The sequence below is a fragment of the Leisingera sp. M658 genome (genome assembly GCF_025144145.1).
GTDB lineage: Bacteria > Pseudomonadota > Alphaproteobacteria > Rhodobacterales > Rhodobacteraceae > Leisingera.
Map to the genome: position 1 here is coordinate 3,321,849 of NZ_CP083546.1, position 12,624 is coordinate 3,334,472.

Annotated in this window: 17 protein-coding genes; 10 read left to right on the forward strand and 7 right to left on the reverse strand. The window is 62.3% G+C overall.

Annotated elements, in window-relative coordinates; genetic code table 11:
- Window positions 1-162: 162 nt before the first annotated feature.
- Window positions 163-804: an NAD(P)H-dependent oxidoreductase gene (locus tag K3724_RS16300; RefSeq protein WP_259987269.1), complete on the reverse strand. Its 642-nt coding sequence runs from the start codon at window positions 802-804 to the stop codon at window positions 163-165.
- Between the two features lie 124 nt (window positions 805-928).
- Here K3724_RS16300 and K3724_RS16305 point away from each other — a divergent pair, with 124 nt between their 5' ends.
- On the forward strand, window positions 929-1,309 hold the full coding sequence (locus K3724_RS16305; RefSeq protein WP_129371956.1) for a helix-turn-helix domain-containing protein: 381 nt from the start codon (window positions 929-931) through the stop codon (window positions 1,307-1,309).
- 49 nt (window positions 1,310-1,358) lie between these two features.
- Here the strand turns inward: K3724_RS16305 and K3724_RS16310 are convergent, their stop codons facing one another.
- Together K3724_RS16310 and K3724_RS16315 are read right to left on the reverse strand one after the other, a co-directional pair.
- Entirely contained in the window at window positions 1,359-1,628 is a 270-nt protein-coding gene (locus tag K3724_RS16310) for a DUF6525 family protein (protein ID WP_259987271.1), read from the reverse strand.
- Window positions 1,621-2,823, reverse strand: coding sequence for a GTP-binding protein (locus K3724_RS16315; protein WP_259987273.1), 1,203 nt, complete (start codon window positions 2,821-2,823; stop codon window positions 1,621-1,623). Before K3724_RS16315 ends, K3724_RS16310 begins: the two co-directional genes overlap by 8 nt.
- Window positions 2,824-3,014: 191 nt before the next feature.
- Here K3724_RS16315 and K3724_RS16320 point away from each other — a divergent pair, with 191 nt between their 5' ends.
- Both K3724_RS16320 and K3724_RS16325 read left to right on the forward strand, forming a co-directional pair.
- Entirely contained in the window at window positions 3,015-3,170 is a 156-nt protein-coding gene (locus K3724_RS16320) for a hypothetical protein (protein ID WP_259987276.1), read from the forward strand.
- 80 nt (window positions 3,171-3,250) lie between these two features.
- Window positions 3,251-3,643 (forward strand): hypothetical protein, encoded by a 393-nt coding sequence (locus K3724_RS16325; RefSeq protein WP_259987278.1) that lies wholly within the window; start codon window positions 3,251-3,253, stop codon window positions 3,641-3,643.
- Between the two features lie 217 nt (window positions 3,644-3,860).
- Here K3724_RS16325 and K3724_RS16330 read toward each other — a convergent pair whose 3' ends face one another.
- The 3 genes from K3724_RS16330 to K3724_RS16340 all read right to left on the reverse strand — a co-directional run bounded on the left by K3724_RS16330 (window position 3,861) and on the right by K3724_RS16340 (window position 4,807).
- A complete protein-coding gene (locus K3724_RS16330; protein WP_259987280.1) occupies window positions 3,861-4,073 on the reverse strand; it encodes a hypothetical protein in 213 nt (70 codons plus the stop codon).
- Complete coding sequence (locus tag K3724_RS16335; protein WP_259987282.1) at window positions 4,073-4,372, reverse strand: hypothetical protein; 300 nt, start codon at window positions 4,370-4,372, stop codon at window positions 4,073-4,075. The genes K3724_RS16330 and K3724_RS16335 overlap by 1 nt, the downstream gene beginning before the upstream one ends.
- Before the next feature lie 138 nt (window positions 4,373-4,510).
- The gene (locus tag K3724_RS16340; RefSeq protein WP_259987284.1) at window positions 4,511-4,807 is read right to left on the reverse strand and encodes a hypothetical protein; all 297 of its coding nucleotides are present in this window, start codon (window positions 4,805-4,807) and stop codon (window positions 4,511-4,513) included.
- Window positions 4,808-5,007: 200 nt separating this feature from the next.
- Here K3724_RS16340 and K3724_RS16345 point away from each other — a divergent pair, with 200 nt between their 5' ends.
- Window positions 5,008-5,691: a GntR family transcriptional regulator gene (locus tag K3724_RS16345; RefSeq protein ID WP_259987286.1), complete on the forward strand. Its 684-nt coding sequence runs from the start codon at window positions 5,008-5,010 to the stop codon at window positions 5,689-5,691.
- Between the two features lie 82 nt (window positions 5,692-5,773).
- On the opposite strand, the gene K3724_RS16350 is transcribed toward K3724_RS16345, so the two are convergent.
- Window positions 5,774-6,724, reverse strand: a complete 951-nt coding sequence (locus K3724_RS16350; RefSeq protein ID WP_259987288.1) for a LysR family transcriptional regulator — start codon at window positions 6,722-6,724, stop codon at window positions 5,774-5,776.
- Window positions 6,725-6,815: 91 nt separating this feature from the next.
- Here K3724_RS16350 and K3724_RS16355 point away from each other — a divergent pair, with 91 nt between their 5' ends.
- Genes K3724_RS16355 through K3724_RS16380 form a run of 6 tightly spaced genes read left to right on the forward strand, consistent with a single transcriptional unit; the run spans window position 6,816 to window position 12,624 of the window.
- Window positions 6,816-7,877, forward strand: coding sequence for a maleylacetate reductase (locus tag K3724_RS16355; RefSeq protein WP_259987290.1), 1,062 nt, complete (start codon window positions 6,816-6,818; stop codon window positions 7,875-7,877).
- A gap of 30 nt (window positions 7,878-7,907) precedes the next feature.
- Complete coding sequence (locus tag K3724_RS16360) at window positions 7,908-9,179, forward strand: ABC transporter substrate-binding protein (protein WP_259987292.1); 1,272 nt, start codon at window positions 7,908-7,910, stop codon at window positions 9,177-9,179.
- Window positions 9,180-9,237: 58 nt separating this feature from the next.
- Window positions 9,238-9,957: an ABC transporter ATP-binding protein gene (locus K3724_RS16365; RefSeq protein WP_259987294.1), complete on the forward strand. Its 720-nt coding sequence runs from the start codon at window positions 9,238-9,240 to the stop codon at window positions 9,955-9,957.
- Window positions 9,957-10,664 (forward strand): ABC transporter ATP-binding protein, encoded by a 708-nt coding sequence (locus K3724_RS16370; RefSeq protein ID WP_259987296.1) that lies wholly within the window; start codon window positions 9,957-9,959, stop codon window positions 10,662-10,664. The genes K3724_RS16365 and K3724_RS16370 overlap by 1 nt, the downstream gene beginning before the upstream one ends.
- A complete protein-coding gene (locus K3724_RS16375) occupies window positions 10,661-11,524 on the forward strand; it encodes a branched-chain amino acid ABC transporter permease (RefSeq protein ID WP_259987298.1) in 864 nt (287 codons plus the stop codon). The genes K3724_RS16370 and K3724_RS16375 overlap by 4 nt, the downstream gene beginning before the upstream one ends.
- The gene (locus K3724_RS16380) at window positions 11,524-12,624 is read left to right on the forward strand and encodes a branched-chain amino acid ABC transporter permease (protein WP_259987300.1); all 1,101 of its coding nucleotides are present in this window, start codon (window positions 11,524-11,526) and stop codon (window positions 12,622-12,624) included. Before K3724_RS16375 ends, K3724_RS16380 begins: the two co-directional genes overlap by 1 nt.

The window sequence follows — 12,624 nt, forward strand, 5'->3', positions numbered from 1 at the left end:
GGGCCGAGGTGTGCCTCAGCCCTGCTCAGATGTGTCATCCGGACGTTGACCGCCCTTGTACCGACAGCGCGCGTATAGGCGGATTCCCGGTTGCGTGCAAGGGGAAGCTGATCAGAGCTGCGGCAGGCGGCCAGGATTGCCGCTTGCCGCAATGTTCACGCCTCAGGCGATCTCGGTCACGATGGTGTCGCGGGATTTGCGGACCTTTTTCATCGGCAAGAGCCAGTCGCCCTGTTCTTCCCGGGTGCCGAGCGGCAACAGCAGGACCGAGCGCAGGCCACGGTCCTTGAGACCCAGGATTTCATCGATTTTTTCCGGCGTGAAACCTTCCATCGGGGTGCTGTCGACCTCCAGTTCGGCGGCGGCGGCAAGGGCGAAGCCCAGCGCGATATAGGCCTGGCGGGCAGCGTGGTCGTGGTTGGTGCGCTCTTCACGCGGCAGATAGGTCGCCTTGAGGTTATCATAGTACTGGTTCAGCATCGGAATCTCGCCGCGCTCTTCGGTCATCTGGCGGGTGACCGCGTCGATGCGGTCTTCCGAGTAGTTGTCCCAGGCGGCAAAAACCAAAAGATGCGAACCGTCGGTGATCTGGGCCTGATCCCAGGCATGCGGGCGGATCTGCGCGCGGATTTCAGGGTTGGTGATGACAAACACCTCAAACGGCTGGGTGCCGGAGGAGGTCGGCGCCATGCGGATCGCCTCGATAATCTGCTCGACTTTTTCCTGCGGCACCGGTTTTGCCGGGTCCATCTTCTTGGTTGCGTAGCGCCAGTTCAGTTTCTCGATCAGGGTGCTTTTGCTCATGTCTTGGGTCCTTTCTCGGCAGGCTGCCAGGGGTGGTATATATTTGTGACTGGCTATATAAGGGGTACCGGAAGGGGCGCAAGAAGGCACAGGTTTGAGCCCCGGTAACACGGAAGGAACCGCCATGGCAGACGCCGCCAAATGCCCGGACTGCAGCCGCATAAACGAGGTGCTGTCGCGGGTCGGGGACCGCTGGAGCGTGCTGGTGGTGATCTCGCTGGCGCAATACGGGGTGCTGCGGTTCAACGAGCTGAAGCGGAACCTGGGGATTTCCCAGCGAATGCTGAGCCTGACCCTGCGCAGCCTGGAACGCGACGGGCTGGTCAGCCGCACCTATTACCCGACAATCCCGCCCAAGGTGGAATACGCGCTGACGCCGCTGGGAGAGTCGTTCCGCGAGCCATTGCGCGCGCTGGGGCTTTGGGCACTGGAGCATTTGCCGGTGATCGATGCCGCACGGGCCGAGTTCGATGCGGCTGCGGAGGCGGAAAAGAAATCCGCCTGATGGCACTGAATGGCAGGGTGCCCGGACCAGTGCCAACCGCGAAGGTTTGCTATTTGCGGATGTTCCAGACCCCGGCATCGCGCCGCATTAGGGACTGTTCCGCGGCGTTCAGCCGGGTCGCGGCGGCATCGGGATCCTTGCTGCCGCCCGCATTGTTCCAGATCTTCAGGGCCGATGCCGGACTCCAAGGCAGGCAGGCAGAGGCCAGCCAGCGCCGCAGCCCGGGCGGCAGTGCGTCATAGGCCTGCATCGGGTCCCCTGCCCGGCGCCGGCGCTTCAAGCGGGAGTTCAGGTTCCGGCCCGCCTTGCCATCAGCCATTGCGGCGCCAGCCCGGGAAGGGATCGTCCAACGCGTTCCAGGCGGGATCAAAGCCGCCCGGTGCCTCCGGCATCAGACAGCCGTCCAGGCGGGCGGTGATCGCGTCTTTATCCAGCCCCGCCCCGATAAACACCAGCTCCTGGCGGCGGTCACCCCAGGTTTCATCCCAGTTCTGCAGGAACTCGCGCCGGGCCTCGGGGTGGGCGGGCCAACGTTCTGTTGGCACTGCAGCCCACCACAGGCCCAGCGGGCGGACCAAGGAGATTGCCCCGGCCAGCGAAAACTCCGCAGCCCATTCAGGGCGGGTTGCCAGCCAGAAATGCCCCTTGGCCCGGATCACGCCGGGCAGATCGCCGTTCAGCGCCGCATGGATCTGGGCGGGATCAAAGGGTCGCCGGGCGCGGTAGACAAAGGAGGAAATGCCGTATTCCTCTGTCTCCGGCACGTGGTGTTCAAACCCGTAAAGCTCCTTGGCCCAGAGAGGGTGCTCATGGGCGCGGTCGAAATCGAAACGGCCGGTGTTAAAGATCCTGTTGCCGTCCACCTTGGAATGATCCGCGTGGATAACTTCGGCATCCGGGTTCAGCGCCTTGATGACGGCCATGGCTGCGGCTGTCTGATCCGGCCCTGCGTCCGACACTTTGTTCAGGATGATAACATTGGCGAACTCGATCTGGTCGGTCAGCAGGTTGACCAATGTGCGGTCATCTTCCTCGCCCAGGCTTTCGCCGCGGTCGCTGAGGAAATCGTGGCTGCTGAAGTCCTGCAATAGGTTGACCGCATCGACCACCGTCACCATCGTATCCAGCCGGGCAACATCCGACAGGCTGGCGCCTTCGGCATCCCGGAAATCGAACGTTGCGGCCACCGGCAAGGGTTCGGCAATTCCGGTGCTTTCGATCAACAGATAGTCAAAGCGCCCCTCCCCCGCGAGGCGGCGCACTTCTTGCAGCAGGTCATCGCGCAGGGTGCAGCAGAGGCAACCGTTGGTCATCTCAACCAGTTTTTCGTCCTGCCGCGACAGTTCGGACTCGCCGCGCACCAGGTCTGCGTCGATGTTCACTTCGCTCATGTCATTGACGATCACCGCAACCTTGCGGCCCGCGCGATTGTTTAGGACGTGGTTCAAGAGCGTGGTCTTGCCCGCCCCAAGAAAGCCGGACAGGACCGTAACCGGCAGCCTCTTATCTGTCATGCGGAATCTCCATATGTTATATCATAACAAAATTACGAACTGGGTAGCAGCCTGTATCGCAACCCGCAACCCTGGAACCAGCAGACGGGCTATGGCCTATGGGTGCATTCTGCTTTCCGGATAACGCAAAACGGCATTCAGCTGCTGTGTTTCGCTTGCAGTCTGGACCGGCAGTCAAGAGCGGGGGCACTATGAGCCAGCAACTGAATTTCCTTGCCATCATCTCCGGCGAGCACCGCAAGGATGCGATGGGTTGTGCTGGCCATCCGATTGTGAAAACCCGAACCCGGATGCGCTGGCCGCACGGCTTATGCGTTCAACCACACGCCGACGCCCGGCGAGCATGACCAGAAGCGCGAAGGATCGCCGCTGTAGTTCTTGCTGACGATCCGGCCTTTCCCTAGGCTTGTGAACGGGAGGGTCTGCAATGACACTGAACGAAGCGATCGCAAGCCAGCCGCTCTGGGTGCAAATCTGGGTCAACATTCTGTTCCTGGGTGCTTTTGTCCTGCCGCTGGCGCTGCTGATCTGGAAGCCCAGCCGGGTGGCCGGGCTGGCCACCGTGGTGGCCAGTGTATTGGCGGGGGCTGGAGTTTACTGGTTATACGGGCAGCTTGGATATGTACGCCTCTTGGGACTGCCGCATGTGGTCCTGTGGACACCTCTGCTGATCTGGCTGTGGCGGCTGCGGGCACAGCCTGGAATGCCCGTTTGGCCGCGGCGGATCATCCTGGCTGTCTGCACAGTGATCGCAATTTCGCTGGTCTTTGATTATGTGGATGCGGCGCGGTATCTGCTGGGAGAGCGGCAGCCGTATTGACCGCTGCCGCGCACAAAAGTTTTGAAAAACTTTTGGCAATTTTCTTACCTAAGAAAATTGCGCCGCCCGCATAGAGGTCGATATCCTGCTCGCCGTCCGGTTCGCCGGCGCGGGACATTGGTCCGAGATATGCAGATACACTTTTTCAACCCAGGGCACGGCCTGCAGGTCCTCAAAAAAACCTGCGTTTGTCTTTTCCGAACATGAGCAGCGGAATTCAAAGTATTTTCCCAAGGCCTGCAGGCGATGCGCCATGGCCCATAAAATAAGAATTGGCGGCATCCTTGGCCAGCGCGAAGTGGTTGATGGGCTTGGAGTTGAGCACCACCCAGCCTTCCTCGAAGATCCGGCGCATGAGCTTGGAGCCACCGCTGCCAATGGCTTCGCACAGCACCGCGATCAAAAGCGGTTGCGGCACACCACCGTCCATCACCGAATGCACCCGCGCGGTGTAGCCGAGATTGCGAACGTAATTGCCGTATTGGCGGCCTCTTGCGGGCCATTACCGAGACAGCCGAACAGAGAGCGGGCGAACGGGCCGGCGCATTCTGGCACCCGGGCGGCGTTCGCCTCGTTGATATAGGTGGCGGGATCCGCCACGCGTTTCAGGGTCTCGAACGGGTGCGCGCCATCCATGAAGCGGCGCCTGGCGCAGGGGTCGCGGGTGGCGGCGCTTTTGGCGTGAGCGCCAAGGCCCAGCCGGTGTTTGCGGCCCGGCGTCTGACCCATTGTCTGGCCCGGCGCCCGCAAGCAGGCCCGCTGTTCCTGCGCGTCCGCCCGTGCCCTTCCCGGCGGCTTCGGGGCGGCGGAAAGACGTCCGGGACAGCGGCCGCAGCCTGTCCAGATCCGCAAGTGCTGCCAGGAGCGTCAGGGTGTCCATCGGATAGGCGCCCAGATGCACAGGCCGGTTGCAGTAGGAAAACAGTTCGCCCAGGAATTGCCGCTGATGTGTTGCAGCTTGGCGACGATGCACGGCCCGGCCAGCAGCAGTTTGGCGGCAGTCAGACGCAGCGCTGCCAGTTCCTGCGCGGTCAGCTCGGTCTCGAAATGGGCGGCGTTTTCCTGCGCAACCGGCAAGACCGCCTGCCCCGGCGAGGCCATGCTCATCCGGTAGCCCAGGGAGTTGCGGACCTGGGAGCGCCGGTCCGTCACGTTAATTGACATTGCCACCTATATTGCCGGAAAAGGCCAGCTGTATTTCTGCGCGTGTGCCTGCGGGCCTTGTTCGGCCGGGCAACAGATCCGGCCGCACCGGCTGTTAAGCCGGTTATCACGCTTTCCTGCCCGGACATTATGTGTATATATATTGTCATTAAAATTTTTTAATCGAATTGGGAATCCGAATGCCAGCCCCCCGCGAAAACATGAGTTACAGGGATATCAAGCAGGTCGTTCTGGACCGGATCCAAAACAAGATCTGGGCGCCGGACAGTCTGCTGCCCAGCGAAACGGACCTGGCTGTTGAATTCTCAAGCACGCGCACCACTGTGAACCGGGCGCTGCGGGAGCTGGCCGAAGAAGGCTATCTGGAACGCAAACGGAAGGCCGGGACGCGGGTTTTGAATTCACCGGTCCGCAAAGCCCAGTTTTCCATCCCCCTGGTGCGGGATGAAATCGCTGAAACCGGCGCCGCCTACCGGTATTCCCTGGTGGAAAGCCGTATCATGCCTGCCCCGGCATGGCTGTCAGCCCGGCTTGATATCCCTCAAAAGCAGGAGGTTCTGCATATCAGATGCATGCATTATGCCGGCAATGCGCCGTTCCAGTATGAAGTGCGCTGGGTTGTGACAGACAGCATCCCCGACGTTCTGGAGGCGGATTTCACCCAATCCGGTCCGAATGACTGGCTGGTGCAAAAAGTACCCTTCACAAATCTTGAGCTGAGCTTCATGGCGACCAAGGCCGATCAGACAGTGTCCGAGTTTCTGGACGCCCCATTGGGGGATCCGTTGTTCACTGCGGAAAGGATTACTTGGCTGCGCACCAAGCCTGTAACGCTGGCAAAGCTGTTTTTTGCTCCCGGATATAAAATGACGACTCATCTGTAAGGTTTGCGCCGGCATGTCTGGCGGCCTGCGGTGCTGGCGCCAGGTTCGGAATTGGAAATGCCCAGCGCCTGCAACCTGCATCTTAAGGCCGCCAGACAGCATCCTGGCCCACACGGGTGATACTGGCGGACAGGGTCTTGAACTCGCTCCGGATATAGCCCGCGAACCGCTTGACGGAGGGCCGCATTGGCTGGGTTTCATAGCGCAAAATGCCCAAGTGCCGGTCCGGATCGCCAATGCGGACCGGCAAGGCGCTGATTGATTTCTGACGCCGCATCATGAACACCACGGAAAACGGCAGCACCGTCAGAGCGTCGGACCCCGTAAGGATACTGACCACCGCGCTGAGGGAGCCGCCGGAGAAACTGACCTTGAAATCCTTCACTCCGATCCCTTCAAGCACCGCGCGCAGGTCGTGGTATAGCGGGCTGTCCGCCGGTGGCGCAATCCAGGAATACTGCGCAATTTCCGGCAGCTTCACTGCCCCGCGCCGGACCAGCGGATGCCCTGCCCGGCAGGCGATGACGTTGCGCCCGGGCAGGATCTGGTCAAAGGAAAACCCCTCAGGAGTTGACGCCTGCCGCATTGGCAGAATGGCCAGGTCAAGGGTTCCCTCCTTCAGCTTCGGCATCAGATCTCCAGGGTAGCCATAACTCTGGTCGATGCGCACGTCCGGGTAGCCCATCTGAAACTCGGCGATCATCGGCGAGATCACCCCGTCGAGGAACACCGGCGTGCCGGCAACCCGCACTGCGCCGCTTTTGCCGCGCTGGAACTGTTCCAGAACAGCACCGCTGCGGCGCACTGCCAGAAAGACCTTCCTGCCCTCCTCTGCCAGGGCGAGGCCCAATTCGGTCGGCTGCAGCGGGCGCCTGCCCGGCTCAAACAAGGGGGCGCCGACGCGCTCCTCCAGCATCGCAAGCGATCGCGACAGGCTTGGTTGCGACTTGCCAAGCAGCTCTGCCCCTTCGGTCAACCCGCCGCGATCAACGATGGCAAACAGCATTTCAAGGTGACGGGGATCCAGCTTCATACCCAAAGGTTATATTAATGCCTCCAAGTTCGATCAAGTTCGAAAAATTTTCCATCATATTGGTGTCACACCCGGTTTGGAGGCACCCGGCATGTTCGACACTGCAAAATACGGATCAGATCAGACCGTCATCTTTGAGGCGGGGCTGCACCGCACCCTGGACCGTCATGTTTCTGCGCTGGGTGCCAACCGCGTTCTGGTGCTGACCACACCGCATCAATCGGATCTCGGGCTGGAGCTGGCGGCGCAGCTGGGCGCCAAGACGGCAGGTGTGTTCTGCCGCGCCGCAATGCATACGCCGGTCGAGGTGACCGAGGAAGCCCTGGCCCATCTGCAGGATGTCGGCGCGGACACTGTGCTGGCGGCCGGCGGCGGTTCGACCATCGGGCTTGGCAAGGCGCTGGCCCTGCGCAGCGGCGTCACCCAGATTGCCCTGCCCACGACCTATGCCGGCAGCGAATGCACGCCGATCCTCGGCCAGACTGAAAACGGGGTGAAAACCACGGTGAATGACAGCAATCTGCGCCCGGCCACCGTGCTTTATGACCCGGAACTGGTGGCAACCCTTCCGGTACCGATGACCGTGACAAGCACGCTCAATGCCATGGCCCATGCCGTCGAGGCGCTCTATGCGCAGGACCGCAATCCACAGTCGACTGAACTGGCGCTGACTGGGCTGCGTATCTTTGCCGACGCCCTGCCGCGGGTGCTGGAGGATCCGGCCGGGCTGCAAGCGCGCCTTGCCACGCAGCAGGCTGCCTGGGCCTGCGGCACGGTACTGGGCCAGGTGGGCATGGCGCTGCATCACAAGCTTTGCCACACACTTGGCGGCAGCTTCGGTCTGCCGCACGCCGAAACCCATGCCATCGTGCTGCCCCACGCCGCCGCCTATAACGCTGCTGCCGTGCCCGGCCTGCTGGCCCCCGTTGGCGAAATCTTTGGAAATGCCGATCCGGCGGCCGCTCTTTGGCAATTCGCCAAGGATCACGGCGCCCCGATGGCGCTGCGCGATCTGGGGCTGGCGGAGGCGGATCTGGACCGCGCTGCCGCTCTTGCAGTGCAGAACCCCTATTGGAACCCAAAAGAAATCACCCGGTCCGGCATTCGGGACCTGCTGGCGCGCGCCTGGGGAGGAGACGCGCCGGGTAACTGAACCATGAGCTGTCATCAGGGAGGAGACCCCATGATCAACCGCCGAACATTGCTGAAAACAGGCACCGCTGCCGGGCTGCTGAGCACAAGCGGACTCGCCGCGCCCGCCTTGGCACGGGGCGCAAAAATCAAGCTGGGCTACATCAGTCCGCAATCCGGCCCGCTCGCGGCCTTTTCCGAGGCGGACCGGTTCATCCTGGACGGCTTTGCTGCAACCGACGCGGGCCGGAATTTTGAGGTCATCGTCAAAGACAGCCAATCGAACCCGAACCGTGCGGCGGATGTGGCGCGCGAGCTGATCGTGAATGACGGCATCGACCTGATGCTTGTCGCCTCTACGCCGGAAACAACCAACCCGGTTGCCACAACCTGCGAGGCTGAGGAAATCCCCTGCATCTCCACCGTTGCCCCCTGGCAGCCGTGGTTCGCCGGGCAGCAGGGCAATTCCGGCGATCCGGGGTCGTGGGAGCGGTTTCACTATGCCTATCACTTCTTCTGGGGGCTGGAGGACATCATCGCGGTCTTCAATGCCATGTGGAGCCAGCTGGACACCAACAAATCCGTCGGCGCGCTGTACCCCAATGATGGCGATGGCAATGCCTGGGGCGACCCGGTGCTGGGCTTCCCGCCGGCACTGGAGCAAAGCGGCTACAGGCTGACCGACCCTGGGCGCTACCAGAACCTGACGGATGATTTCTCTGCCCAGATCAACGCCTTCAAACAGGCCGAAGCGGAGATCGTGACAGGCGTGCCGGTCCCGCCTGATTTCACCACATTCTGGACCCAGGCCAAACAGCAGGGCTTTGCGCCCAAGGCTGCCACCATCGGCAAGGCGGTTCTGTTTCCGCAGGCTGTCGAATCCCTGGGGGATGCAGGCCACAACCTCAGCTCTGAAGTCTGGTGGTCCCCGAACCATCCGTTCAGCTCCTCACTGACGGGCCAGTCCGCAGCCGGTCTGGCCCACGGCTTCACCGCCGCAACCGGGCGGCAGTGGACCCAGCCCATCGGCTTTGTCCATGCGCTGTTCGAGATGGCCGCTGATGTGATGGCCCGCGTGGATGATGCCGGTGATGCGGATACCGTGTCCGAAGCAATCGCCGCCACCGAGCTTGCCTCCATCGTCGGGCGCATCGCCTTTGACGGCGCAGGCCTGCCGCCTTTTGCACAGGCAAACGTGGCCAAGACACCGCTGGTGGGCGGTCAATGGCGGCTGACGGAAAGCGGCGGCTATGACCTTGTGATCGTTGACAGTTCCACCGCACCCGAGGTGCCGGCGGGCGGTGTGATGGAACCCATTTCATGATGCTGAAAGGAACCCGGTTTTGCCCCATCGCTGCGATGGGATGGCCGGAGCCGCTGACATGACCCTTCTCTCATTGCAGAACGTATCGAAAAGCTTTGGCCAGCTGAAAGTGGCTGATGACGTCACCTTGAAGGTTCCGGCCGGCCAGGCACTTGGCATCATCGGACCAAATGGCGCGGGGAAATCAACGCTTTTCAACCTCATCACCGGCAATCTGCGCAGCGACGCAGGATCCATCCGCTTTGACGGGCGCGACGTGACGGCGGCCCCCGCCATGCAGCGCTGTTTCGCGGGTGTCGGCCGCTCCTTCCAGGTGCCGCAGCCCTTCGGCAACATGACCGTGTTCGAGAACCTGATGGTGGCCGCCACCCATGGCCGCAAGGCCTCCGAACGGGATGTGCAGGCCGATTGCGCCCGCATTCTAAGCCAATGCGGGCTGTTGCAGGCGGCCAACCAACCGGCGGGCGGGCTTGCGCTACTGCAGCGCAAGCGGCTGGAAATGGCGCGTGCGCTGGCAACGGACCCCAAGCTGCTTTTGCTGGACGAAATCGCCGGCGGGTTGACCGAGGGCGAATGCCTGTCCCTCATCGATACCATCCGCAGCATCCATGCCCGCGGCGTTACCATTATCTGGATCGAACATGTTCTGCATGCGCTCACCTCGGTGGTTGAGCGACTCCTGGTGCTGAATTTCGGCAAGGTGATCGGCCTTGGCACGCCCGATGACATCATGAACCGGGCCGAGGTCCGCGACATCTATCTGGGAGCCGGTGTCTGATGCCCATTTTGAAAACACGCGGCCTTACCGCCCGTTACGGTGACTTTCAGGCGCTGTTCGGCGTCGACTTGCGGCTGGACGAAGGGGAAACCCTTGCCATCATCGGCGCCAATGGCGCGGGAAAAACAACCCTGATGCGGGCGCTGGCAGGTGTACTGCCATCGGCCCCCGGCATGGTGCATCTGGCGGGCCGGCCCGTAGGGGGCCTGAGTGCGGATCAGATCATGCCGCTGGGCCTTGCGATGGTGCCGGAGGGGCGCAAACTGTTCCCGTCTCTCTCGGTCGAGGAGAACCTTCTGATCGGCACCTACGGGCGCAAGGTCCGAGGGTACTGGAGCCTGGAAGCGATCTACGACTTGTTCCCGATCCTTGCAGAACGGCGGCACCATCCGGGCACTGCGCTTTCGGGCGGGCAGCAGCAGATGGTGGCCATCGGCCGCGCGCTGATGTCGAACCCCAAGGTCCTGTTGTGTGATGAAATCAGCCTTGGCCTGGCGCCTGTAGTGATCCGGGACATCTATGCCGCCGTGCCGAAAATCCAGGCCAGCGGCGCCAGCCTGATCGTGGTGGAACAGGATATCGGCCAGGCGATGAAAGCCGCCGACCGGGTCTGCTGCATGATGGAGGGCCGCATCACCCTTGAAGGGCGTCCCGAAGATCTGCGCCGCGAGGATATTCACGCAGCCTATTTCGGAGCCGCCGCATGATCTGGATCGACACGATACTGCAGGGCATCCTGCTTGGCGGGCTTTACGCGCTGTTTGCCGCCGGTCTCAGCCTCGTTTTCGGGATTATGCGGCTGGTGAATCTGGCCCATGGCGACCTGATTGTATGCGCGGCCTACCTGATCCTTGTCCTGGTAACGCTTCTGGGATTGCCGCCGTTTGCGGCGGCGCTGCTGGCCGCGCCGGTGATGTTCGCTGCCGGCTGGCTGCTGCAATTGCACCTGCTGAACCGCACGCTGGGGACGGATATCCTGCCGCCGCTGCTGGTGACGTTCGGCCTGTCGATCGCGCTGCAGAATGCCCTGCTTGAGGGTTTCAGCGCTGACAGCCAGCGCCTGCCGGCCGGTGCGATCGCCACCGCCTCAATCAAGCTGGGCGATCTCAGCCTCGGGCTGCTGCCGCTTCTGACCTTTGCCTCCGCCGTCCTTGTGATCCTGGGGCTGAACCAGCTGTTTTACCGCACCGGGCTGGGCCGTGCCTTCCGTGCCACCTCGGATGATGCGGTCACGGCGAGCCTGATGGGCATCCGCCCCGGGCGCATTTTTGCCACGGCTACGGCAATTGCCATGCTGGTGGTGACGCTGGCCGCGCTCTACCTTGGGATGCGGGCGAATTTTGATCCGGCAATCGGGCCTGCCCGTCTGATTTATGCCTTTGAGGCTGTGATCATCGGCGGCCTTGGCAGCCTGTGGGGCACGCTGGCGGGCGGTATCATCATCGGCGTCGCACAGACGCTGGGCGCCGCTGTGAACCCCGAATGGCAAATTCTGGCCGGGCACCTGGCCTTCCTGCTCGTGCTGCTGGTGAAGCCGCGCGGACTGTTTCCAAGGGCGGTGGACTGATGGCTGATCTTACACATTCTCCGGTACAATCTGCGGCACTTGCTGCGGCGGCACCGTTCCGCGTGACGACCCGCACAAAGGCGTCCAATCTGTTCGGCCTGCTGGCCTGCGGCGCGGTCCTTCTGTTGGCGGTTTTGCCCTTCTTTGCCGGGCGCGGGCTGATCCAGGATCTGTTTTTCATCCTGACCATGCTGGTGCTGGCACAGCTTTGGAACCTGCTTGCAGGCTACGGCGGTCTGGTCAGCATCGGCCAGCAGGCCTTTGTCGGCGCCGGCGCCTATGCGATGTTCGGCGGCGTCATTATCGCAGGCATCGATCCGATTGCTGCAATCCTGCTGGGCGGGCTGGCGGCGGCGGTCCTTGCAGTGCCGATGGGTTATTTCGCCTTCCGCCTTGCCGGCGCCTATTTCGCCATTGGTACCTGGGTCATGGCCGAAGTCGCGCGGCTGCTCCTTGCGCAGGTTAAAACACTTGGCGGCGGCACCGGCACCTCCCTGCCCCGCACCGCCACCCGCGGGATGTGGGCGACCGACTGGATCAAATCCGCACTGGATGTCAAAACCGCCGCCGCGCGCGATATCCTGACCTATTGGCTGGCACTGCTGCTGGCGGTAGTGGTGATCGCAGCGATCTACGCGCTTTTGCGCTCGCGGCGCGGGCTGGCATTGTCGGCTGTGCGCGACAACCCGGAAGCCGCGAAATCCGTCGGCGTCGATGCTGGCCGGATCAAATGGCTGGTGTTCCTGGCGGCCAGCCTTGGCACCGGGCTGGCTGGGGCGCTTATCTATGTGCAGAAAACCCGCATCAGCCCCGATGCCGCCTTCAGCGTCACCGATTGGACGGCTTACGTGATTTTCATCGTAGTGATCGGCGGCATCGGCACCATCGAGGGCCCGATCCTGGGTGTTCTCATCTTCTTCGCATTGCAATCGCTGCTGGCCGACTTTGGCAGCTGGTATCTGTTCACGCTTGGTCTTATCGGAATCGCGGTCATGCTCCTGGCGCCGCGCGGCCTATGGGGAGTTTTCTCCGACCGGACCGGCATTCAGCTTTTTCCCGTTCAGCGGCGTCTGAACGGCGGCACACTCAAGGAGGATTAA